A 23,140-nucleotide genomic window follows, 5' to 3' on the forward strand; every position below is an offset into this window, starting at 1 on the left:
AAGTTCCCCAGCGGCGTTTCGCTTGGGGCGCCGTTCTGCCGGTCGCGGATTGAAAGCCGGCTTAGAGCGGCAGTGCCGCCAGCATCAGCCCGACGCCGCCGGCGATCAGAATGGCGGCCGCCAATGCCTTGCGATGACGCTCGAAAGTCGTCGGAGCCCGATCCCAATTGTAACGCATGGCACTATCTCCAAAAAACCCGGCGACTTCACAGCTTATTTAAGGAAAGAAATGCAATCCCCGCTTTTGGTCAGCTAGACAACCATTCGATGACTGTCGTTTTGCGGCCATAGAGACGCTGGAGTCGCACTCCGTCGATTCCGTCAAAAGACAAAGCCAGCTTGGCTGAGCCCAGCAGGCTTCCCTTTTTTGATTGCGAAATACGCAGCAATAAGTGGCGTCACATGTTGTGGACCCTCAGAACTTGTAGGCGATGCCGATCCGAACGTCGTTGGTGGATAGATCAACATTCCAGTCCGTCCAGACTGGGTCGACGATGTGCTTATCGCCGAAGTCTGTGTAACGATACTCGACCCGCAACACTATATGCTCGGTCATCGCATAGTCCACACCGGCGCCTAAGGTCCAGCCGGTGAAGGTATTGGTATGAGAGTAGGGAACTCCTGCGGCTGTTTGGAAGTTCTCGTAGCGGCCGACGGCCAGCCCGCCTGTCACAAAAGGCAGGAATTGGCCTGCTGCATAGCCAAGCCGCCCGCGTAGCGAGCCAGTCCACTTGAGGTCGGATCCATAACTGAAGGTTGGATCGTTCACACCAGCACTGATACCGCGAACGCCCTTCGAGTCGATATTCGAAAAATTGAAGTCGCCTTCGACGCCCAGAACGACGCCGTTCGAAAGCTGATAGTTGTAGCCGGCATATAAACCGCCGAGCCAGCCCTTCGGATCGAGCGGTACGTTGTAGTCGATGCCGTCGAAATCTTGGGTGGAATTGCCCCAGCCATAACCGGCATCAGCGCCGACATAAATACCCGACCAATTATAGACGGCAGTATCTTGCGGCGCGAAGACGTCGGCAGCAAACGAAGTGTGAGCAAACCCCACCAGGAAAGTTGAAGAAAGGATGAGCCTTTTCATAGATGCCCCCAAATCCGAAGAATGCCAACGTCGAATACCATAGCCATCGCTTTTTGGTCATCGAAAGAACACCTTTTTGTCGCGATTGGTCAGGATTGTTGCCGGATTGCCACAAGCTGTCCGATGCATCCGCACAGGCTGCCAACTCCTGACGGCACCATGCGGCAATGGACAGCACTGCCTTGTCGCGCTACTTGCTCTGCGGCATTCTTGCTGGACTGGAGGGCGCATGGCTGAAATCGGCTCTGAAACGGTGCTGCGCATGGCGGACGATGCGTCCGTGCAGCATGTCGGCGATGGCGCGGTCGTGCTTTTGGCGCGCAGCGGTCAGCTTTACACCTGCAACGACACGACCGAGGCTTTTCTCGACAAGGTGAACGGCGCGCGCAAGCTCGACCAGATCGTCGATCTGCTGTCGGAGGAATTCGAGGTCGACAAGGCAACGCTCGATCAGGATATGGCCGAATTGGCCGCCGAGCTGGTGGCTGAAGGCATCCTCGCTGACCCGGACGCGTGATGGCCGACGGACCGGTCCTGCGCGCCTTGTTCCGCGTCCATTTGTGGCTCAGCGCCCGGCTGATGCCGGTGCTGGTCGGCCGGCGCGATTTCGAAAGCGTGTTGAAACTGGCGCCGCTGCAGTCACCCGCACCCTATCGCGACTTGCCCTGGACCTACATCGTCCATCGCGTCAAGCGGACGGTGCGACGCCCCTGGCTGATGCGCGACCGCAGATGCCTTCGCGAAGGTCTGCTCGGCTTCCGCTTTCTGCGCATGGCTGGTCTTAATCCAGAGCTGCATTTCGGCGTCGACGCCAGGTCGATGGACGAGCCTCGCCTGTCGGCGCATTGCTGGGTCTGCCTCGACGGCAAGCCGGTGGTGAGCGACAGCCAGCCCGGCATGGTGGAGATCTACCGCCACCCGGCCAGCATGAAGGCGCCAGCCGCTTGAGCGAGCAGACCTTCCGCTATGATCTCAACGGCCAGGTCATAGGCATCACCGCCGCGCGTGCCGACCTGTGGCCGAGCTTCGACCTGATGCTCGGCGCCCTGCGTGTGAACGAGCCTGTCCAGCCCGGTTTTCGCGTCGACATCGTCGAAACGCTTGAGTTGCACGAGAACCCCGAAGGAAAGCTGGCTTTCGACGGCGACGTGCCGCTGGACGGCCATTGCCGCATGATCGACGCCGGAAGCGTCTTCCATCTCGTCTTTCCGGGCCAGCAGACGCTATCGATCCACGACGGCGAGGGCCGGGCCAAAATCCGTCTTCATCCCGACAGCAAGATCAAGTGGACTTTGCTGATGATGGTGCTGGATGCAGCACTCGATGCGGACGGCCAGCATATGCTGCACACTGCGGGTCTCACCTTGCCTGGAAAGGACGGCCTGGTCCTCATCCACGCGCCAAGCGGCACGGGCAAGTCCACCACATCGCTCGCGCTTGCCTCGCGGGGCTTCGGCCTCTGCTCGGACGACGTGATGATCCTCAACGCAAGCCCGCAGGGCATCACGGCCTGGGGCATGCCGCGCAAGGTGAAGGTCCACCGTAACACGGCGGCGATGCTGCCCTTCGTCGCACCCTGCCTGGGCGAGAAGTGGGACGCCGAGGGCGAGCAATCCGTTTCGCTGGACCGCCTCGGCGACATCATCCGTGTCGAGGATGTGCGCGCCAGGCCCGTCACAGCGCTCCTGCACCTTGCACGCTCGGCAGACGCCGAGACCCGGCTGCTGCCGATGGCCAGGACAGACGCCATGGTGGCTTTGGCAACCGACAATGTAAGGACCGGCATGACCGGCCTGCTGTCGCTGCAGAAAAGGCGCATGGCGACGATCGCGATGCTGGTGAAGGCGGTGCCGACCTTCACGCTGGAAGTCGGGGCAAGTCCGGCCGAGGCGGCAGCGCTGATCCGCGCTGCGCTGCCAAGTTGACGCGTGCTCATTCCTTCGCGCCGAAACGCCGGATGTCGAAGGATGGCTGCTCTCGACCGCGGTGGCGGGGTTTTGACTGCCAACGCAAGAACAGCCGGGACAGTTTGTTGTAGACCAGATGCACGACGCGCGCGTCGGCGCAGTCGAATTCCACAAGTCCCCGTCGGCATTTCGCGGCTTCGCCGCTGGGTGGTCCCAGGCGGCGGATCGGCTGAGCGAGCCGGACCGGTCTGCCATTGATCAGGACACTGACCGGAACACTCGACCCGACGATCCGGCATAGCCGCGCGACATGCTCGCTTGAAAATTGTTTGCCGACGATAAACGGGCCGCGCTCGATGCGCGCCCAGACATAGGCCCCATCCGGCTGGGGCATTCCGGCAAGCCTGCCCCTGCAAAACTCAGGCGCAACATCCGTCGCGAGCACAGCCATTGCGTTGGCCAGGGCCTGGTTCACCGTTGCGGCCGAACGCCAATCCTCTGCTGCAAAGCTAACCTGCGCCAGGATATCGCCCGCATCGAAGCCGGATGTCATCTTGTGCAAGGTCACGCCGCCGTGGGCTTCGTGCATCTGGTCGATAATTAGCCGGTGCATTGGATGCGGGCCGCGATAGTGCGGCAGAAGCGCGGGATGCAGGTTGAGGCCGCCCTTCGGAAACAGCTCCAGTACGGTTTGCGGGATCAGTTTGCTGTATCCGAAACAGATCAAAAGATCGGCGCGGGCCGCGCTGAGCCGCGGCCCAAGCGCATCCCAGTCATGGGGCGGGCTGAATTCGATCAATGGGGGCATGGCGTGGCCGAGATGAGACCTCAACGCAAACCGTCGCCGCAGGCGGCGGCGCAGGGCACTGAAGCTGAAGCGCTTGCCGGCAAGTGGGCCCGGCACGACCACGGCAGCAACGCGATGGCCGTTATCTGCCCAGCGCGCAAGCATGGGCGCAGTGACGGACGAAATCTCGGTGATGAATACGGCCGAGAGCGGGTTCTCCATGCCGAGCTCAGACTGTATACGGTCGCGGCCGCGCCAGCCGCTGCACCCAGCGGAAGGCATCGCGACTGAGGCGCGAGCGCAGTTTCTCGCGGGAATTGACCCGAAGCAGCGTGTTGCCGGTGATCAGCCATTTCGCCAACCGTATCGAGAGGTCCGGCTTGATACGGTCGGCAAGCTCGATCGCGCGCGTTGCGCCGAACAGGCGTCCGGTGACGTTGAGAACCGTGGCCAACTCGAGCTCGATGCCGGTCATGCGGGCGGCATCGAGCAGCCGCGCTTCCTCTTGAGGCGATTTCAGCGCCCGCACCGCCTGCAGCACGTCGACGCAGAGCTGCAGGCGGTGGAACTTGTGGCCGCCGGCGGCATGCACGATGGCGATGGTGAGCAGCGCAGCCGGCGTGTCGGTTTCGCCGCCGTCGATCGCTTGCAACTCGCGGAAGCCAAACGACAGGCGTCTGCGCATGCCGGTATCGTGCACCAGATTGCCATGCAATTCGATCAGCAGGCTGGAGTTCTCTTTCTCCAGCCATTTGAATTCCTGCAGCTCGTACGATTTGGCCTCGTCGCTGCCGAGCTCGAAGCCGCATTCGCCGATGGTCTTGTTGGCCGCCTCGATGCTGGCGGGGTCGACGAGAATGTCAATGTCGGTGAAGGGACGGTCTGCAACCTGACTATAGAGCTTGCGCGCGAACACCGGCCCCTTGACGATCCGGGCCGGCACGCCCTTTGCCGCCAGCGCTTTCATGATGCGGTCGCCATGGTACTGCAGCAGCATCGATTGGCCGGTCGCCATCGTCGCCTCGTCGCGCAACTCCGACAGTCTCCGCTGCAGGATTGCGTCCTGGGGCAGTCGGGCGTCACCGATCTCCTTAAGTTTGCGCAGCATGATCGGCAGCACGCCGTGGAACTCCGCATTGGCGAGCAGCGCCAGCAGGGTTGCTGCCGCAAGGCCATCGCCAATGGCGGCCGATGCCTCTGGGTCGGCGAAGGTCAGCAGCAGTTTTTCATCGGCAGGCGCAAGAGAAGGCAGCATCAACCCGGACGGCGTTCGAACGATAGCAACAAGCCCATGCTTACAGAAAAGCACACTGGAAACCAATGCGCGGCGGCAAAGCCGGCTTGTGAGTTTGACTTTCCGCGCGGATCGTCCATTCTGTGGATTGATCCGGAGGGTGTTGGAAATGACGAAAAAGAAATATGAGGCGCCGTTGCTGCGCAAGGCTGGAAAACTCTCCAGCGTGGTGGCCGTGGCGTCAAAGACGCTTTGAGGCGTCGGGCTTCGGTTTTGGCTGAAGCCGGCTACATCCCCCAGCGCAGCGCCGCCGTGTGTACCGGCGCGTCCCAAAGTGCTGACGTTTCGTCGTCCAGCATGGTCAGCGTGATCGAGCACCCCGCCATGTCGAGCGACGTCACATAGGACCCGACGAGCGAGCGGACCACCGTTACGCCCTGCCTCTCGAACATTCTGCGGGCGCTGTTGTACATCAGATAGAGCTCCATCGACGGCGTGCCGCCGAAGCCGTTGACGAACAGCAGTGCCGGCCCTTTGGCGCGATCGCCGAAGTCGCCGGCAATCGCGGCGCAAACCTCCTCGGCGATGGCGTCGGCGCTCTTCAGCTTGTCGCGCCTCCGGCCGGGCTCGCCATGGATGCCGACGCCGAATTCCATCTCGGCGTCGCCTATCGCGAAGGTTGGCTTGCCGGCGGCGGGCACCGTGCCGCTGGTCAGCGCCACGCCCATCGAGCGCGTCGCGGCGTTGACGCGGTCGCCCAGCGCCTTGAGGTCGGGCAGCGGCATGCCTTGCTCGGCGGCGGCGCCGACGATCTTTTCCACCACCAGCGTGCCGGCGACGCCGCGCCGTCCGGTCGTGTAGGACGAGTTCTCGACCGCGACGTCGTCATTGGTCACCACCTGCAGCACGCCGTCCGCCATCTCGGCCGCCATGTCGAAATTCATCACATCGCCTTCGTAGTTCTTGACGATGAACAGGCAGCCGGCGCCGGTATCGACGTCCCGGACGGCCGCGAGCATCTGGTCGGGCGTGGGCGAAGTGAAGACCTGGCCGGGGCAGGCGGCGTCCAGCATGCCGTGGCCGACAAAACCGCCATGCAGCGGCTCGTGGCCGGATCCGCCACCCGAGATCAGCGCGACCTTGCCTGGCTTCAACGCCCTGCGTCGGATGAATTTGCGGTCGTCGCCAAGCACGAGGATGTCGGCATGAGCCGTCGCAAAGCCATCGAGGCTTTCGGCCAGGACCGTGTCCACCGAATTGATAAATTTTTTCATGGCAGTCCTCCCGACTGTCTTTAGTTTACGCAATCCCGAACGGAAAACCGCTCCAGACTTTCCGGGAATTGCTTTGCTTTAGCCGCTGCCCTTGCCGGCGATGCTGGTTATCTTCTGGATGAATTCGTTGATCGCCCGGTCGAGCGCGGCGTTCTGCCTGTCGTCGCCGAAATCCGGCACGATGAGTGAGACATGGCGTGTCTTGCGCGGCCCGGAGGCCGCGGGCGCCTTGCCGGGATGCGCCTGGTGATAGGCGGCCATGAACTGGTCGCGCTCGGCCTGGCTGAAATGGCAGACCGAAAAGATCGACGGCAGATGCTTTGACGGGATCGGGATCGAATACGCCGGACTGGAAATCTGGGTGACGAAGCTGCGGTGCTTGCCGAGCGCGTCGGCAAGACGCTGGCGCATGCCCGACGGACGCTGGTCGATCACCTGCGACAGGATCGTCTTGTAGGCGCGGATCGCCTCCTCCGAGCCTGTTTCCAATATCTTCTCGGTCCTGGCCATGCCGCGTCTACACTAGAACGTCCGCGATGGCCGCCTTGGCCATGGCGAGTTGCGCCGGCGCGACCGACAGGTCGCGCAGGCCCGCCGCGAGCAGGGCCGGGATGGCTGCCGGATCGCCGCCGGCATCGCCGCATAGGCTGACCGGAATATCTCTCTCCCGTCCGAAGGCCGTGATCGCAGCGATCAGCCGCAGCACCGCCGGGTTGGGGACGGCGTTGAGATGCGCGACCGCCGCATTGTCCCGCGCCGCCGCCATCACATATTGCGTCAGGTCGTTGGAGCCGATCGAGAAGAAGGCGACATCGGCGAAATCCTCCGGCGTCAGCGCGACGGACGGCACCTCGACCATGATGCCGAGTGGCGGAAGCCGGTGCGCGACGCCCTGCGCGGCAAGCGCAGCTTGTTCTTCCGCGAACAGCGCGGCGGCGTGGCTGTACTCCTCGGGCGTGGCGATCATCGGAAACATCACCTTCAGATTGCCGTGGATGGCGGCGCGCAGCAATGCCCGTATCTGCACGCGAAAAATGTCGCGCCGCTTGAGCGAAAGCCTTATGCCGCGCAGGCCGAGAAACGGGTTGGTTTCCTCGACGGTGAAACCCGGCACCGGCTTGTCGCCGCCGGCATCGACGGTGCGGATGGTCACCGGCTTGTCGCCTGCCCATTCCAGCACCTTGCGATACGCACGATATTGCGTCTCCTCATCCGGCAACGTCTTGCCGAACAGGAACTCCGTGCGCATCAGGCCGACGCCGTCGCAGCTTTCGATTTCGATGCCGTCGACATCGGAAGGGTAGGCGATGTTGACCTGGACGCGCACGGAGGTGCCGGCCTTGGTCACCGCCGGCTCCGTCAGGAATGTCTTCGCCGCGCCTAGCCGGTCGGCGAAGGTGGAGGCGGACTGCCGGAAGGCTTTGATCTCGGCCGGCGACGGCGAGAAAATGATCGCGCCGCGTTCGGCATCGAGCAGCGCGACACCGGTGAGCGTTTCAGCCTCGTCGCCAAGACCGACGACCATGGGCACGCCGCGCGAGCGCGCCAGCATCGCGACATGACTGGCGGTGCTGCCGCGCTTGAGCGCGATGCCGCCGCCCTCGCTCCAATCGGTTTCGAGGAAGCGCGTCGGCGCGATGTCCTCGCCGTAGAGGATCGCGCCCGGGGGCGCCGCGGCCTCGCTGTCCTCGCTCAGCGCGCGCAGCACCTGGTCGCGGATGTCACGCAAATCCGCGGCGCGGGCGCGGAAATAGTCCTGATCCGACGCTTCGTAGCCGGCGATCTCGCTGTCCAGCACTGCGCGCCAGGCGGCGTCCGCGGGCTGCCCGGAGCCGATCGCCGCCAAGGTCGGACCGCTCAATGCGTCGTCCTCCAACATGGCGATGTGGAATTCGAGGATGCCGGCGGCGTCGCCATTGGCGGTTTCGATCAACGCCGCCAGCCGGCCGACGGCCTTGCCGATTGCGCTCACCAATGCGGCTTGTTCTTCCTCGGCGCTCGCCTTGGCCTTGTAGCTGGCCGGAGGCTGGTCGAGGTCGAACAGCGGGCCTTCGGCGTAACCGGGAGAGGCAGGGATACCCTCAACCCGCATGGCTCGCGTTCCTAGCGGGCCTGCCGTCATGCAGGGCGGTCTCAAGCGGATCGGGCATGATCCGCGTCCTCGTCGAAGTCCCGCTGCACCAGACCGACCAGCGCTTTCACCGCCTGGGCCGCGCCGTCGCCCTTGGCGCGGATATGCAGCATGGTTCCTTTCGGCGCCTTGGCCGCCATCACCTTGACGATGCTCTTGGCGTCGAACCAGGGACCGTTGGCCGCCACCGCCACTTCCACCTCGGCCGCGAACGATTTGGCAAGCTTGGTGAACTTCACCGAAGGGCGCGCGTGCAGTCCCACCGCGTGGGTGATCAGGACCGTTGCTTCGGCGGATGCGGACATTCAATCGGTTCCCGTTCGTTCACGGCGGCGACAATTCATGCGCCGTCGCCACCACTTCCTTGAGCGAGGCGCCGCCGGAAGATTCGGTTGCCGCCATCACCGCGCCTTCGACGATCGGCGCGTTGCAGACCACGATCTTCTGCGAGCGCGGCTCGCCGATCATTTCGACCGCCATCTCGCTGTTGGTCTCGGCCCCGCCGAGATCGACCAGTATGGCGACGCCCGCGTCCGACCAGGCCTTGTCGATCGCGCCCATGATCGCCTCGACGCTGGTGCCGAGCCCGCCATGGCCGTTTCCGCCGCACCATGCAAGCGGCACTTCGTCGCCCACCATCTGGCGCACCATATCGGCCGTGCCCTCGGCAACCAAAGGCGAATGCGACACGATGACGATACCGACATTGCTCATCAATTGCCCTCTATCGCTTCCGCGACTGCGCGCACCAGCAGCGCGGTCGAGCGCGCCCCGGCGTCCATATGCCCGATCGAGCGCTCTCCCAGGAAGGAAGCTCGCCCGCGCAGGGCCTTCATCGGCACCGTGGCCTCGGCCGCCTTGTCGGCTGCGTCGGCGATCTCGCCAGCCGTCTTGCCTTGCGCCAATGCCTCATACACCGGCTGCAGCACGTCGAGCATGGTTTTTTGTCCCGGCTGCGATTTGCCGCGCGCGGCCATCGCTTCGATCGCCTTCCCCAATGCCGCCGCCAGCCCGTTGCGATCCGGGGCAGCGGGCAGCTCCTTGCCGAGCGCTATGAACAACGTGCCGAACAAGGGGCCCGAGGCGCCGCCCACGGTCATCACCAGCTTGGTGCCGACCGCCTTCAGCGCCTCGGGCAGCGGTTTCGCCGCGAAGGCGTCGGCCTCGGCGCGCACCGCCTCGAAGCCGCGCTTCATGTTCAGCCCGTGGTCGCCATCGCCGATCGCCTGGTCGAGCGCGGTCAACTCCTCGGCATGCGCTGCGATCGTGTCGGCGGCCGCCGCGATCAATCGGGAGAAATCGGCTGGCGCCATTTCCTGTCCTTCATGCCGGGGCGAACAGCGCCGCCACGGCGGCGAAAACCTCGGCGACCGCGAAGGCGCCGGGATCCGCTGTGTCAAGCTGCCTGCCGATATAGGCGGAACGCCCGGCCTTCGCCTTCTGCATCGCGGCGGTTGCCTCGGCGCCTTGCCGCGCTGCCTCTGCCGCTGCTTCCAGCCCGCTTGCGTCCAGGGCTTTCAGCGCCGGCTCCAGCGCATCGACCATGGTGCGATCGCCGACCTTGGCGCCACCATAGAAGATCATCCGGTCGAGCCCGGTGAGCAAGGCCTTGGGTAAAGTTGCGCCGAAACGCAAAGTCTGTGCGGCGGCGGTGAAGAAGATCGACAACAGCACGCCGCTGGAGCCGCCCATCGACGCACCCAGCGCATCGCCGATTGCGGCAAATGTCGCGGCCTTGTCGGCGAGCGGCAGCATCTCGATGCGCTCGAGAATGCTGCGCGCGCCCATCGCCACGGTCGAGCCGGTGTCGCCGTCGCCCGCCTTGGCGTCGAGGGCGTTGAGCGGCTCTTCGAGCGCGATCAGCTTCTGGCAGACGGCTTTGATCAGCGGCTCGGCGGCGACATCGCGGCTGGCGGGCTTCGTGGCTGCGCCGGTGGCGGGCTTGGCCATCGCGATAACGACCGGCTGACGAACCGGTTTTGCCGGCAACCAGGCATGCGGGCCGACGGGCGCCAGCAGTGCTGCCTCGCGTTCCGCATCCAGCTTGATCAGCGACAACGAAAAGCCGTTCATGTTGAGCGCGGTCATCAGGTGCCCAGGCCCGATCGTCAGCGCCACCGCCTTTGCCAGCGACGAAGACAGCACGGCATTCGCGATCAGTGACATTTCGAGCGGCGGTACCGAGCCGAGATTGTTGATCAGCAAGGCATAGCGGCCGCCAGGATCGAGCCGCGCCGCGAGGCGTTCGGCCATGACAGCGACGAATGCGCCGGCGCTCTGTAGCGCGATGCGCTCGACGCCCGGCTCGCCATGGATGCCGAGGCCGAGCTCGCCGTCATCCGCGCCGAAGCGCTCCTCATGCGCCTGTCCGGGGATCGAGCAGGAGGAAAGCGAGATGCCGAGCGAAACGATATCCTTGGCCGCCGCCCGTGCCGCTGCGGCAACCGATGCCAAGTCATGGCCGGCTTCCGACAGGTGACCGGCGATCTTGTGCACGAACAGCGTGCCGGCAACGCCGCGCGGCTGCGCGATGTCCGGAAGCGCGATGTCGTCGGCGACGATCACCATCTCGACCGCAAGGCCCTCGGCGCGCGCCTTTTCCGCGGCCAGTCCGAAATTAAGCCGGTCGCCGGTGTAGTTCTTGACAATCAGCAGGCAGCCGGCCGGTCCCGTCGTCGCGCGGATCGCCGCCAGCACCGCCTCGACGCTGGGCGAAGCGAAGATCTCGCCGGAGACGGCCGCCGTCAGCATCCCGGCCCCGACGAAGCCGGCATGCGAGGGTTCATGCCCGGCGCCGCCGCCCGAAACGATCGCCACCTTCGACTTGTCCCAGTCGGCGCGCAGCACGACCTTGATCTCGGGATAGCCGTCGAGGCGGGCCAGCGCGCCCGATCCCGCCGTGGCGAGGAAGCCGTCCAGCGCCTCGGTGACGATCGTGTCCTTGCGGTTGAAAAAGTGCTTCATGAATTTCGTCCCGTCCGTAATCTGCGGTCGTCAGTCGGTGTGCGATAAGCGCGTGGCCGGCTACATCAATCTTTGCCCGTCCGAGCCGAAATAGAGCGGCGCCAGGTAGCGGATCGTCACCTTATCCCCTTTGGCTAAAGGCGTGTCCGGATCGGTGAGCGTCACCAGCTTCTTCGGCCCCACCGTCACATGCAGGTGGTTCTGGTCGCCCAAATGCTCGACCCAGTCGACGACCCCGTCGGCATGGCCGTTCATCGCCTTCTCGATCGCGAGATGCTCGGTTCGGGCGCCGATCGTCGTCGTTCCGGTCGGGGCGCCGCCGTCAGGCAGCAGTCCGGCCGGCAAGAGGTTGATCGCCGGCTGGCCGAGGCGGGCCGCGACATGAAGATTAGCCGGCTCAGAATAGATCGTGCGCGGGGTGCCGATCTGCACCAGCATGCCGTCGGCGAGAATGCCGATGCGGTCGGCCATGGTCATCGCCTCGATCTGGTCGTGCGTGACATAGAGCATGGTGGCGCCGAGTTCGGACTGGATGCGCTTCAGCTCGAGCCTGAGATCGGCGCGCAGCTTGGCGTCGAGCGAGGACAGCGGCTCGTCCATCAGGTAGATCGCGGGCTTGCGCACCAGGGCGCGGCCGATGGCGACGCGCTGCATCTCGCCGCCGGACAGTTTCGTCGAGCGGTTGTCGAGCTTGTGGTCGATGCGCACCATGCGCGCGACTTCCTCGACGCGCCGCCGCACCGCCTCTTCCGGAAACCGCCGCGCCGGCGAGCGCAGCGGGAAGGCGAGATTGTCGAACACCGAAAGGTGCGGATAGAGCGAATATTGCTGGAAGACGAAGGCGGTGTCGCGTTCGGCCGGCGACAGCGCCGTCGCGTCATGGCCGCCGATGTGGATCGTGCCGCTGTCCGGCCGTTCCAGTCCGGCGATCAGCCTCAGCGTCGTCGTCTTGCCGGCGCCGGTCGGCCCGAGCAGCACGACGAATTCGCCGTCCTTGATCGTGAGGTCGAGATCGTCGATCGCGACGGTGTCGCCAAAGCTTTTGGTCACGCCCTGGATGTGAACGTCAGCCATGGCGCGCCTCCGCTGCCTGATCATGCATGGCGGTCCTGACCGCGCGGCCGGAACCCTTCTCGAACAGCGACAGCCTCGCACCGTTCAGCGCCAGCCCGACCTGTTCGCCGGGGCTGAGATGGATGCCCGCCGGCACGCGCGCCTTGATGATGCCGTCGGCCGTCTCGACGGCGACGATCTGCGTGGTGCCGAGATATTCGGTGCCGTAGATCGCGCCGCGCAGCTTCGAGCCATCGTCGAAGCGGATGTGCTCGGGCCGGATGCCGAGCGCCATGTCGGCGGGTGCCACATCCTCGCGTACCTCCGGCACCGCGACCTTGGCGCCCTGCACGACGATCTCCTTCGTGCCCCTGGCGAGCCCGCCGCCGAATTTCAGGAAATTCATCGGCGGCGAGCCGATGAAATCGGCGACGAACATGGTCGCCGGCCGGTCGTAAATCTCGCGCGGCGTGCCGAACTGCTCGATGACGCCATGGTTCATCACCGCTATCTTGTCGGCCATCGACATCGCTTCCATCTGGTCGTGCGTGACATAGACCGTCGTGGCATGGATGCGGTTGTGCAGCTCGCGCAGCTCATGCACCATCAGGTCGCGGAACTCGGTATCGAGGGTGCCGAGCGGCTCGTCCATGAGAAAACATTTCGGCCGCCGCACGATGGCGCGGCCGAGCGCGACGCGCTGGCGGTCGCCGCCAGCAAGGCCGGAAACGGACTTGTCGAGCAGATGGTCGATGCGCAGTAGCTTTGCTGTCTCCTCGACGCGGCTTCGGATTTCGGCCGAGGGCATGCCCTGCGCCAGCAGCGGGAAGCCGATATTTTTGCGCACATTCATGTGCGGGTAGAGCGCGAAGAGCTGGAAGACGAAGGCGATGTCGCGCTCGCGCGCCCGGCGCATGGTGACGTCCTCGCCGCCGAGCAGGATCTTGCCGCCGGTCGGCAGCTCGAGACCGGCGATCATGCGCAGCGTCGTCGTCTTGCCGCAGCCGGACGGGCCGAGCATGACGAAGAACTCGCCGTCCTCGACGACGAAATTGGAATCCTGCACGGCGACGAATGCGCCGAAGGCCTTCCTCAGATTCTGAACACGGATCTCGGCCATCGTTATTCCGGGAATTTCGAGACGATGATGAACATCACCGTGCCGGTGAGCATGGTGATGAAGGAATAGGTATAGAGCGACAGCGCGAAGGGCTGGAACAGCATCAGGAAGCCGATCGCGATGATCGCGGTCGCGATGTTTTCCATCAGGCCGCGCCTTGCCCAGACGGGCCAAGAGGAGCGCTTGGAGGCAACAGAGCGATTCATGCGTTCCTCCCTTCCTTCTCGTTCAAGGGGAGAGATGGTTGCCAAGTGGTTCCCCCACTCCGTCGCTGCTTCGCAGCGCCACCTCTCCCCCCTCCGGAGGGAGAGGAAGGGAACCTGGCTGAATGAAGTTCGCGCCCTTCCTCTACCCCGTCGATCGGGGGAGAGGTGTCGAGCGAAGCTCGACGGAGTGGGGGTCGACTTATTCCCACACTAGTCATTTGCGCACCGCGCCGAAGGTGATGCCGCGCAAGAGCTGCTTGCGGAGCAGGATGGTGAAGACGAGGATCGGCACCAGGAAGATGGTCGTGCCCGCCGCCACTGCCGGCCAGTCCTGGCCGCCCTCGCCGATGATGGTCGGGATGAAGGGCGGCGCGGTCTGCGCGGTGCCGGAAGTGAGCAGCGCTGCGAACGCATATTCGTTCCAGGCAAAGATCAGGCAGAAGATGGCGGTCGCGGCGATGCCGGTCGTGGCCTGCGGCAGCACGGTGCGCCAGAAGGCCTGCAGCCGCGTATAGCCGTCGATCATCGCGGCCTCTTCATATTCGCGCGGGATCTCGTCGATGAAGCCCTTGAGCAGCCACACGGCCAGCGAGACGTTGACCGCGGTGTAGAGCAGGATCATGCCGAGCGCGGTGTCGGACAGGCCGAGCTCGCGGTACATCAGATAGATCGGGATCGCCACCGCGATCGGCGGCATGAAGCGCGTCGACAGGATGAAGAACAGAAGGTCGTCGGCCAGAGGCACCTTGAAGCGCGAGAAACCATAGGCCGAGAGCGTGCCGAGGAACACCGCGCAGAAGGTCGAGCCGAAGGCGATGATCAGCGAATTGACGAAGCGCGGCAGGAAGTTCGACGGCCCGGCGATCACCATGTTGCGCTTGCGCACGGTCTCGTCGCAGAAGCCGGTCGCCGGTCCGAGCGACTGGATGTATTCCGGCGTCTGCCTTGTGCGGGTCGTGAATAGGTTGCAATAGCCCTCGATGCTCGGCTGGAAGACGATCTTGGGCGGATAGGCGATCGAATCCGGCGGCGTCTTGAAGCTGGTGGCGAAGATCCACAGCAGCGGCACGATCGAGATCAGCGCATAGGCTATGATGATCGTGCCGGCGATCAGCTTCGCGTTCGACGAGGGCGCGACGACGGAATGGGCGGTGGTCAGGCTCATCTCTGCTTCACCTTGTTGAGCGCCTTGACGTAGATGTTGGCCAGCCCGAACACGGCGACGAACAGGATGATGGCGAAGGCCGAGGAATAGCCGGTGCGCCAGCTCTCGAAGGCCTGCCGCTTCAGCGTGATCGAGGCGACCTCCGTGGTAGAACCGGGTCCGCCACCGGTGAGCAGGTTGACCATGTCGAACATCTTGAAGTTCTCGATGCCGCGGAACAGCACCGCCAGCATGATGAAGGGCAGCGCCATCGGCAGCGTGATCGACCAGAATTGCCGCCAGTTGGAGGCGCGGTCGACCTCGGCCGCCTCATAGATGTATTCGGGAATGGAGCGCAGGCCGGCGAGGCAGATCAGCATCACGTAAGGCGTCCACATCCAGGTGTCGACGATGATGATCGCCCACGGCGCCAGCTCGACATTGGACAGCATCTGCACATTCGTCGGCGGAATGCCGGTGACGAATGAGACGACATAGGAAAACAGCCCGATCTGCGGCTCGTAGAGGAAGCGCCAGAAATTGCCGACCACCGCCGGCGACAGCATCATCGGCACCAGGATGATGGTGGTCCAGAAGGCGTGGCCGCGGAATTTTCGGTCGATCAGCCAGGCCAGCGTGAAGCCGATGACGGTCTGCAAGAGGATCGTCCAGAACACGAAATGCGCCGTCGTCTGCATGGCGATCCAGATGTCCTGGTCCCCGAGGATGCGCTGGTAATTGGCGAGCCCAAGGTTCTTCACCGCCTCGTTCGGCCGGTTGGCGCGGAAATTGGTAAAGGAGAGATAGATCGCCCAGAACAGCGGGAAGATGTTGATGGCCAACAGCAAAAGGATCGTCGGCGAGATGAACAGCCAGGCGAGGCCCTTGTCGCTGATGCCCCGGATCTTCTTGGCCAACGGTTCCGGTGTTGCCCGGGCAACGTTGTCCGCAGTCCGATCGAGCATGGTAAGTCCTGCTTCGGTCACGGGTAAGTCTCGACTGTGGAATTTATCTGAACTGCGTCCCGTGCCAAGGGCGGCACGGGACGCGTGGATCAAGCTCGGGAGGAGCTTACATCTTGCCGTCGTCCTGGAAGACCTGCGTCCAGTCCTTGACCAGCCCGTTGAGCGCGTCCTTGGCCGAGCCCTGGCCGGCCACGACATAGTCGTGGAAGCGCTTCTGCGAGGCCTGCAGCAGCGGCGCGTAGCTGGGTTCCGCCCAGAAGTCCTTCACGATTGCCATGGAGTCGAGGAAGGCCTGAGCATAGGGCTGGCTGGACGGGAACTTCGGGTCCTTGACCACCGAGTTCAGGCAGGAATAGCCGCCGAGCGACCACCACTTGGCCTGCACATCCTTGTTGGCGAACCACTTGATGTATTTCAGCGCCGATTCCTGCTTGTCGGAATAGGAGACCACCGAAATGCCCTGGCCGCCGAGCTGCGCGAACTGGTCGCCGTCGGGACCCTTCGGATTGACGAAGTAACCGATCTTGTCGCCGCCGACATTCTCGTCCTTCTGCAGGCCGGGCCAGGTGAAGGCGAAGTTCATGTGCATCGCCACCTGGCCGGATTTGAAGGCGTCGACACCTTCGCCCATGTAGCTGTTGGAAGCGCCGGGCGGCGTGCAGCAATCGTAGAGCGCCTTGTAGAATTCCAGCCCCTTCACCGATTTCTCGGAATTGACGAAGCCTTCCATCTCGTAGGGCTTCTTCGGGTTCTCATATTGGAAGCCGTAGCTGTAGAGCACGTCCATGGCACCCATGGTGATGCCTTCCGAGCCGCGCTCGGTATAGATCGAGGCGCCATAGACGGTCTTGCCGTCGATCTGCCGCTTCTGGAAGAATTCGGCGATCTGCTTCAGCTGGTCGAAGGTGGTCGGCGGGGCGAGGTCCCAGCCATACTTCTCCTTGAATTCTTTCTGCAATTCGGGCCGCGAGAACCAGTCCTTGCGATAGGTCCAGCCGACGACGTCGCCCATGGCCGGCAGGGCCCAGTAGTTCGGCGTGTTCTTCGGCCATTCCGAATAGCCGACCACGGTCGCCGGCACGAAGTCGTCCATGCTGATCTTCTCCTTGTCGAAGAAGTCGTTCAGCTTGACGTAGTGGCCGTTCTCGGCGGCGCCGCCGATCCATTGGCTGTCGCCGATGATCAGGTCGCAGAGCTTGCCGTGCGAGTTGAGCTCGTTGAGGAAGCGGTCGGCGTAGTTGGTCCATGGCACGAACTCGAATTTCATGCCTATGCCGGTTTCCTTGGTGAAGTCCTTGGACAGTTCCACGAGCGCGTTGGCCGGATCCCAGGCCGCCCAGCACAGCGTCAGGTCTTCCGCATGCGCGACGTTCGAGACGGCTGTCGACGCAAAGATCGCCGAGGCCAGTCCCAACGCCAGTTTCCAGGTCGATTTCATGCCTTACCTCCCATTTGCGAAACGCGTCCGGATGACGGTTTCAAGAGCCCTCAACCCTCGCTCCTCCGAGGGCCCAAACACGGCGGGCAAATGCGCCGCCCGATGTTTAGTAATTTGTTTAGTGATGCGCTTTTTACTAAACAACGCAAGCGAATTCGTTGCTGCGCCGCAGCATGGTGAAATGCGCCGTTGAAATCATTGGGAAATGATCGCCGGACCTGGGTCCTGCTGACGTCAGCTGGCCGCGTTGGCGGGGCCCGGACCTGTCGTCACACCGGCCGGATCGGGGGCGCCGGCGGCAGGAGCGCACGTATGTCGGCGAAGGGGAAGGTCGGCTCGAAGCGGAAAGCCTCGGCCAGCGCGCCGGGTGCGCCGTTGCACTGTCCGGCGCGAAACTCGTTCTGGAGGCGCGCCCTGTGCACATAGTGCTCCGGACCCTGCGACTGGTGCGCGAGGATCGCTTTCGCCTTGATGTCCCAATGATGCGAAATCTCGACATAATGCGTCGGCGAAAAGCCTGTGCCGCCGAGCGTATCGGCATGCAGCACTGGTACTGCGAAGGATGCGGCGAGCCGTACGCCGTCGGACAAGGCGCGGTGGTCGCCATGATAATCGGAGGGCGCATGGGTGATGGCGAGGTCGGGCTTCACCTCGCCGATCAGCGCTTTCAGCGCGGCAATCAACGCGGCATCGGCGACGAGCTCCCCGTCGGGAAAGTCGAGGAAGCGCGGCTCGACGCCGAGCAGGCCTGCCGCCGTGGTCGCTTCCTTGCGCCGCAAGCGGGCAAGCGCCTTGGGGTCGCCCATGCCGCCTCTGGCACCATCGGTGGCTATGGCGAAAGTCAGCTCTGCGCCTTGCGCGGCATAGGCGGCCAGCGTACCGAACATGAATATCTCGATGTCGTCGGGATGTGCCCCCAGCGCCAGTATCTTCACGTCTCTCTCCCGGAAATGGAATCGTGCCGAACGGAATCCTGCTCGCCCTTCTCGCTTACGCAAACTATTCGTTCAGCGACGCCGTCATCAAGGGTCTGGGCGGGCAGTTCACCGTCTTCGAGATCGGCTTCTTCATGACCTTGTTTGCCGGCTGTTTCCTCTTCTTCACCCGGCCGAAGGAGGAGCGCTGGCGCGATTTCTGGCGCACCGGGCGGCCCTGGGCCGTGCAGGCACGCGCCTGGGCCGGCATCGCCTCGGGCGTGCTCAGCGTCTATGCCTTCACCACCATTCCGCTGGCGGAGGTTTACGCGCTGCTCTTCCTGGCCCCGTTGCTCGTCACCGTGCTGTCGACCGTCATCCTGAAGGAGGAGGTCGGTCCCTGGCGGTGGCTTGCCGTGATCGCCGGCTTCGCCGGTGTCATGCTGGTGGTGCGGCCGGGCTTCCGGGAATTGCATCTTGGCCATCTCGCCGCCTTCGCCAATGCCTTCGTCGCGGCGACCATCGTCATCCTGATGCGCTCGCTTGCCCAGCAGGAAAAGCGCACGACCATGTTGGGCTCGCTGATCGGCTATGGCCTGCTCTTCAACGGGGTCGGCGCAGTCGCGACGTCATTTACGCTCCCCAACCTGTGGCAATTGGGCTGGCTGGTCCTGGGCGGCCTGTTCACCGCCGGCGGCCAATTGCTGCATCTCCTGGCGGCCAAATACGCCCCGGCTAATCGCATCGCCCCGACGCATTATTCGCAGATCGTCTGGGCGGTCATTCTCGGCGCGATGTTCTTCAGGGAATATCCCGACGCGATGACGCTGGTCGGCCTTGCAGTCGTCGGCGCCTCAGGCCTCCTTACCATGGTGCGCGAGGAAGTACGGCTTGGCACCGTGCGCTGGAACCCGTTTACGCGTGCCCGGCTTTGACCGGCACGGGTCCGACACATTGCACGGCGACCGCGACCGCTGATATGCGGGCGAAATGACGACGAAACCCTTGCCGGAGCTTCCGGTCACTGCCGTGCTGCCGGCACTCGGCGAAGCGCTCTCGCGGCGCAGCAGCGCCGTGCTGGTGGCGCCGCCCGGCGCCGGCAAGACGACGCTGGTGCCGCTGGCGCTGCTCGACGCGCCTTGGCTCGGTGAGGGCCGGATCGTGCTGCTCGAGCCGCGGCGGCTCGCCGCCCGCGCCGCCGCCCGCCGCATGGCCGAATTGCTGGGCGAGGAGCCCGGCGGCACGGTGGGCTACGCCATGCGCATGGAGAACCGCGCCTCGGCGCGGACAAAGGTCCTGGTCGTCACCGAAGGCGTGCTCTCGCGCATGATTCTCGACGATCCGGAGCTGCCCGGCGTCTCGGCGGTGATCTTCGACGAATTCCACGAACGTTCGCTCGACGGCGATTTCGGCCTGGCGCTGGCGCTCGACGTGCAGGGCGCGCTGCGGCCGGACCTGCGTCTGCTGGTCATGTCGGCGACGCTCGACGGCGCGCGCGTGGCGAAGCTTTTGTCGGAGGCGCCGGTGATCGAAAGCGGGGGCCGCGCCTATCCGGTCGAGATCCGCTACGACGAGCGGCCGGCAGGCACGGCGATTGAGGACGCCATGGCCAGGGCCGTGCGCGCGGCTTTGGCCGGCGAGCCGGGCAGCGTGCTTGCCTTCCTGCCCGGACAGCGCGAGATCGAGCGCACCGCCGAGCGGCTCGCGGGCAACGTCGCCGCCGACACCGACATCGTTCCGCTCTATGGCCAGCTCGACAACAGAGCGCAGGACGCGGCGATCAGGCCGGCGCCGGCCGGCCGCCGCAAGGTGGTGCTGGCCACCTCGATCGCCGAGACCTCGATTACCATCGACGGGGTGCGCGTCGTCATCGATTCCGGCCTGTCGCGGCTGCCGCGCTATGAGCCGGCGAGCGGCCTGACCAGGCTTGAGACGGTGCGTGTCAGCAAGGCTTCGGCCGACCAGCGCGCCGGCCGCGCCGGCCGCACTCAAGCCGGCGTGGCGGTGCGCCTGTGGCGGGCCGAGCAGACCGCGTCGCTTCCCGCCTTCACGCCGCCCGAAATCCTCGAGGCCGACCTGTCCGGATTGCTGCTGGACTGCGCCGCCTTCGGTGTCGCCGATCCGTCGAGCCTTTCGTTCCTCGATCCGCCGCCGGCGCCCGCTCTCAACGAGGCGAGGATGCTGCTCAAGGCGCTGCATGCCATCGACGATGCCGGCAGATTGACCGAGGCGGGCGCCGCCATGCGCAAGCTGGCGCTGCCGGTGCGCCTGGCGCATATGGTGGCGGAAGCGGCGAAGAGCGGCCACGCGCTCGAAGCAGCGACGCTTGCCGTGCTTTTGACCGAGCGTGGGCTGGGCGGCGACAGCGCCGATCTGGAGCGGCGTCTGCTCCGGTTTCGTGGCGAGAAATCCCCTCGCGCCAATGCCGCCAGGCAGCTCGCCGAGCGTTTGGCCAGGCAGGCCGGTGGCGAGCAGAGCGGCGAGGCGGCCTCTGGAGGCGCCCTTCTGATCCACGCGTGGCCGGATCGCGTGGCAAGGGCGCGCGGCGAGCGCGGCCGCTTCGTGCTCGCCAATGGTTCGGGCGCCATGGTCGATGTCGCCGATCCGCTCGCCAATGAAACCTGGCTTGTGGTCGCCGACCTGCAGGGCAAGGCGCAGAACGCCCGAATCACCGCCGCCGCGCCGGTCGGCGAAGCCGATATCCGCGCCGCCCTGGCCGACCGCATCGAGACAAAGCGCGAGACGAGTTTCGACCGCGTTCGCCGCGCCGTGCGCATGCGCGAGACCGCGCGTCTCGGCGCCATCACGCTTTCCGAGCGCATGCTGCCAGCGCCGTCAGGCGCCGACGCAGACCGCGCCATTCTCGACGCCCTGAAAGAGCACGGCCTGTCTCTGCTCGACTGGGGCAAGGAAGCGGAGGCGCTGCGCCAGCGGCTCGGCTGGCTGCATCTCGGCCTCGGCGCGCCCTGGCCCGACGTTTCGGACGAAGCGCTTGTCGAGGGCCTCGATGATTGGCTCCTGCCGTTTCTCTCCGGCGATGCCTCTTTCGCCGCCATCAAGCCGGCGGCGCTGTCGTCGGCGCTGATGGCGCTGGTCCCGCACGACCTGCAGCGCAAGGTCGACGCGCTGGCGCCGACCCATTTCGACGCGCCGTCCGGCAGCCACGTTCCGATCCGCTATGATGGCGAGTGGCCGGTGCTTTCGATCCGCGTGCAGGAACTGTTCGGCCTCGACCGTCATCCGGCGATCGCAAACGGAACCGTTCCGCTGACCCTCGAATTGCTGTCGCCGGCGCACCGGCCGATCCAGACGACGCGCGATCTCCCCGGCTTCTGGCGCGGCTCCTGGACGGATGTGCGCGCCGACATGCGCGGCCGCTATCCAAAGCATGTCTGGCCGGAAAACCCGCTGCTGGCCGCCGCCACCAGCCGCCCCAAACCGCGCGGAACGTAATGCATGTCGCCCAAAAGTGCGCAGCGGTTTTGGGACAACGACATGCATCAGGCAAAGACGATGCTCTATCGTTTCCGCTCCTGCGGCTGTAATCCTTGGCAATGACCAACATCCTGCGCGCGCCCGATTCCCAGCAAAGCCAGCGGCTGCGGCTCAACACGCTGATCCGTCTGCGCTGGCTGGCGATTGTCGGGCAGAGCCTGACCGTGCTGGTCGTCGCCTATGGCCTGAAATTCCCGCTTCCGGTGTCGATGTGCTTTGCGCTGATCGCCTGCTCGGCCTGGATGAATCTGTGGCTCACCTTCCGCTATCCGGCGGCGCATCGGCTCACCCCGCTTTCGGCCTTCGTGATCCTCACCTTCGACGGCGTCCAGCTCACCGGCCTGCTCTACATGACGGGCGGCCTGACCAATCCGTTTTGCGTGCTGCTGTCGGTGCCGGTCGTCATCTCCGCCGCTTCGCTGCCGCTGCGGTTCACGGCCATCCTTGGCGCGTTGGTCATACTGGCGGCCACGCTTCTGGTGTTCTTCCATTTGCCGCTGCCCTGGTATGAGGGCTCGCCGCTGCCGATGCCCTTCATCTATGTCGCCGGCATGTGGATGGCTGTGTTTGCCTCGATCGCCTTCACCGCCATCTATGCCTTCCGCGTCGCTGCGGAAGCGCGCCTGCTCGCCAATGCGCTGGCCGCCACCGAACTGGTGCTGCAGCGCGAGCAGCACCTTTCGGCGCTGGACGGGCTGGCGGCGGCGGCCGCGCACGAGCTGGGCACGCCCTTGGCCACCATCACCGTCGTCGCCAAGGAGATGGAAAAGGCGCTCGGCAAGGATCCGAAATATGGCGAGGACGTGAAGCTCTTGCGCTCACAAAGCGAGCGTTGCCGCGAGATACTGAAGCGGCTGACCAGCCTTTCCTCGGAAGGCGAAGCGCATCTGTCGCGCATGCCGCTCACCTCGCTGGTCGAGGAGGTGACGGCGCCGCATCGCGATTTCGGCATCTCGATCCGGCTGCGGCCCGGCGAGCGCATCGGTCCCGAGCCGGTCGGCCAGCGCAATCCCGGCGTCATCTACGGGCTCGGCAATCTGGTCGAGAATGCCGTCGATTTCGCCCGCAACGCCGTCACCGTCAGCTGGAGCTGGGACGATGAGAAGGTCATCTTCTCCATCACCGACGACGGGCCGGGATTCCCCGCCGAGATCATCGACCGCATCGGCGAGCCCTATATGTCGACGCGCCAGGGCACTGAGGCCGGCGGCGGCCTGGGGCTCGGGCTGTTCATCGCCAAGACCTTGCTGGAGCGTTCCGGCGCCACCATCGATTTCCGCAATTCGAGCGGGCTCGGCGAAGGCGCAGTGGTGCAGATCTCCTGGCCGCGCGGCCTCTTCCTCAACCAGGAACAGGCCTCGGCCACCATGTTCGACAATGCCTAGCGCAATTCCAGAAAAAGTGCGCAGCGGTTG

Annotated in this window: 23 protein-coding genes; 6 read left to right on the forward strand and 17 right to left on the reverse strand. The window is 64.7% G+C overall.

Going from position 1 to position 23,140, the window contains the following annotated elements; genetic code table 11:
* Positions 1-415: 415 nt before the first annotated feature.
* Positions 416-1,093, reverse strand: coding sequence for an outer membrane protein (locus tag LB515_RS09985; RefSeq protein WP_224707587.1), 678 nt, complete (start codon positions 1,091-1,093; stop codon positions 416-418).
* A gap of 229 nt (positions 1,094-1,322) precedes the next feature.
* Here LB515_RS09985 and LB515_RS09990 point away from each other — a divergent pair, with 229 nt between their 5' ends.
* From LB515_RS09990 to LB515_RS10000, 3 genes are read left to right on the forward strand one after another with little or no spacing between them, the layout of a single operon-like run.
* The gene (locus tag LB515_RS09990; RefSeq protein ID WP_095766141.1) at positions 1,323-1,610 is read left to right on the forward strand and encodes a PqqD family protein; all 288 of its coding nucleotides are present in this window, start codon (positions 1,323-1,325) and stop codon (positions 1,608-1,610) included.
* Positions 1,610-2,041: a lasso peptide biosynthesis B2 protein gene (locus LB515_RS09995; RefSeq protein WP_224707588.1), complete on the forward strand. Its 432-nt coding sequence runs from the start codon at positions 1,610-1,612 to the stop codon at positions 2,039-2,041. Before LB515_RS09990 ends, LB515_RS09995 begins: the two co-directional genes overlap by 1 nt.
* Positions 2,038-3,018, forward strand: coding sequence for a serine kinase (locus LB515_RS10000; protein ID WP_224707589.1), 981 nt, complete (start codon positions 2,038-2,040; stop codon positions 3,016-3,018). The genes LB515_RS09995 and LB515_RS10000 overlap by 4 nt, the downstream gene beginning before the upstream one ends.
* Before the next feature lie 7 nt (positions 3,019-3,025).
* On the opposite strand, the gene LB515_RS10005 is transcribed toward LB515_RS10000, so the two are convergent.
* From LB515_RS10005 to LB515_RS10080, 16 genes are all read right to left on the reverse strand, one after another.
* Positions 3,026-4,009 carry a formyltransferase family protein gene (locus LB515_RS10005; RefSeq protein ID WP_224707590.1) on the reverse strand — a complete coding sequence of 328 codons (984 nt, stop codon included), beginning with the start codon at positions 4,007-4,009 and terminating at the stop codon, positions 3,026-3,028.
* A 7-nt stretch (positions 4,010-4,016) separates the two neighbouring features.
* Positions 4,017-5,042, reverse strand: a complete 1,026-nt coding sequence (locus tag LB515_RS10010) for a nucleotidyltransferase family protein (RefSeq protein WP_224707591.1) — start codon at positions 5,040-5,042, stop codon at positions 4,017-4,019.
* Positions 5,043-5,308: 266 nt separating this feature from the next.
* On the reverse strand, positions 5,309-6,295 hold the full coding sequence (gene dhaK / locus LB515_RS10015) for a dihydroxyacetone kinase subunit DhaK (RefSeq protein ID WP_224707592.1): 987 nt from the start codon (positions 6,293-6,295) through the stop codon (positions 5,309-5,311).
* Positions 6,296-6,373: 78 nt separating this feature from the next.
* A complete protein-coding gene (locus LB515_RS10020) occupies positions 6,374-6,805 on the reverse strand; it encodes a hypothetical protein (protein WP_224545101.1) in 432 nt (143 codons plus the stop codon).
* A 7-nt stretch (positions 6,806-6,812) separates the two neighbouring features.
* A complete protein-coding gene (ptsP, locus tag LB515_RS10025; RefSeq protein ID WP_224707593.1) occupies positions 6,813-8,387 on the reverse strand; it encodes a phosphoenolpyruvate--protein phosphotransferase in 1,575 nt (524 codons plus the stop codon).
* Positions 8,388-8,428: 41 nt separating this feature from the next.
* On the reverse strand, positions 8,429-8,731 hold the full coding sequence (locus LB515_RS10030; protein WP_224707594.1) for an HPr family phosphocarrier protein: 303 nt from the start codon (positions 8,729-8,731) through the stop codon (positions 8,429-8,431).
* Between the two features lie 19 nt (positions 8,732-8,750).
* Positions 8,751-9,140 (reverse strand): dihydroxyacetone kinase phosphoryl donor subunit DhaM, encoded by a 390-nt coding sequence (gene dhaM / locus LB515_RS10035; protein WP_224707595.1) that lies wholly within the window; start codon positions 9,138-9,140, stop codon positions 8,751-8,753.
* Positions 9,140-9,739, reverse strand: a complete 600-nt coding sequence (dhaL, locus tag LB515_RS10040) for a dihydroxyacetone kinase subunit DhaL (RefSeq protein ID WP_224707596.1) — start codon at positions 9,737-9,739, stop codon at positions 9,140-9,142. The genes dhaM and dhaL overlap by 1 nt, the downstream gene beginning before the upstream one ends.
* Before the next feature lie 10 nt (positions 9,740-9,749).
* Positions 9,750-11,390: a dihydroxyacetone kinase subunit DhaK gene (locus tag LB515_RS10045; RefSeq protein WP_224707597.1), complete on the reverse strand. Its 1,641-nt coding sequence runs from the start codon at positions 11,388-11,390 to the stop codon at positions 9,750-9,752.
* A 60-nt stretch (positions 11,391-11,450) separates the two neighbouring features.
* Positions 11,451-12,464 carry an ABC transporter ATP-binding protein gene (locus tag LB515_RS10050; protein ID WP_224707598.1) on the reverse strand — a complete coding sequence of 338 codons (1,014 nt, stop codon included), beginning with the start codon at positions 12,462-12,464 and terminating at the stop codon, positions 11,451-11,453.
* Entirely contained in the window at positions 12,457-13,563 is a 1,107-nt protein-coding gene (locus LB515_RS10055) for an ABC transporter ATP-binding protein (protein ID WP_224707599.1), read from the reverse strand. Before LB515_RS10055 ends, LB515_RS10050 begins: the two co-directional genes overlap by 8 nt.
* Before the next feature lie 2 nt (positions 13,564-13,565).
* A complete protein-coding gene (locus tag LB515_RS10060; RefSeq protein WP_224707600.1) occupies positions 13,566-13,769 on the reverse strand; it encodes a hypothetical protein in 204 nt (67 codons plus the stop codon).
* A 214-nt stretch (positions 13,770-13,983) separates the two neighbouring features.
* Positions 13,984-14,934, reverse strand: coding sequence for a carbohydrate ABC transporter permease (locus tag LB515_RS10065; protein WP_224707601.1), 951 nt, complete (start codon positions 14,932-14,934; stop codon positions 13,984-13,986).
* Positions 14,931-15,878, reverse strand: coding sequence for a carbohydrate ABC transporter permease (locus tag LB515_RS10070; RefSeq protein WP_140544131.1), 948 nt, complete (start codon positions 15,876-15,878; stop codon positions 14,931-14,933). The genes LB515_RS10065 and LB515_RS10070 overlap by 4 nt, the downstream gene beginning before the upstream one ends.
* 106 nt (positions 15,879-15,984) lie before the next feature.
* Entirely contained in the window at positions 15,985-17,316 is a 1,332-nt protein-coding gene (locus LB515_RS10075; RefSeq protein WP_224707602.1) for an ABC transporter substrate-binding protein, read from the reverse strand.
* A gap of 269 nt (positions 17,317-17,585) precedes the next feature.
* A complete protein-coding gene (locus LB515_RS10080) occupies positions 17,586-18,251 on the reverse strand; it encodes a PIG-L deacetylase family protein (protein WP_224707603.1) in 666 nt (221 codons plus the stop codon).
* A 23-nt stretch (positions 18,252-18,274) separates the two neighbouring features.
* On the opposite strand from LB515_RS10080, the gene LB515_RS10085 reads away from it, so the two are divergent.
* From LB515_RS10085 to LB515_RS10095, 3 genes are all read left to right on the forward strand, one after another.
* Complete coding sequence (locus tag LB515_RS10085) at positions 18,275-19,165, forward strand: DMT family transporter (RefSeq protein WP_224707604.1); 891 nt, start codon at positions 18,275-18,277, stop codon at positions 19,163-19,165.
* A 55-nt stretch (positions 19,166-19,220) separates the two neighbouring features.
* The gene (hrpB, locus tag LB515_RS10090; protein WP_224707605.1) at positions 19,221-21,683 is read left to right on the forward strand and encodes an ATP-dependent helicase HrpB; all 2,463 of its coding nucleotides are present in this window, start codon (positions 19,221-19,223) and stop codon (positions 21,681-21,683) included.
* A 101-nt stretch (positions 21,684-21,784) separates the two neighbouring features.
* Positions 21,785-23,110, forward strand: a complete 1,326-nt coding sequence (locus LB515_RS10095; protein ID WP_176476965.1) for an ActS/PrrB/RegB family redox-sensitive histidine kinase — start codon at positions 21,785-21,787, stop codon at positions 23,108-23,110.
* The last annotated feature ends 30 nt before the right edge of the window (positions 23,111-23,140 follow it).

This window comes from Mesorhizobium sp. CA15 (assembly GCF_020165215.1).
GTDB lineage: Bacteria > Pseudomonadota > Alphaproteobacteria > Rhizobiales > Rhizobiaceae > Mesorhizobium.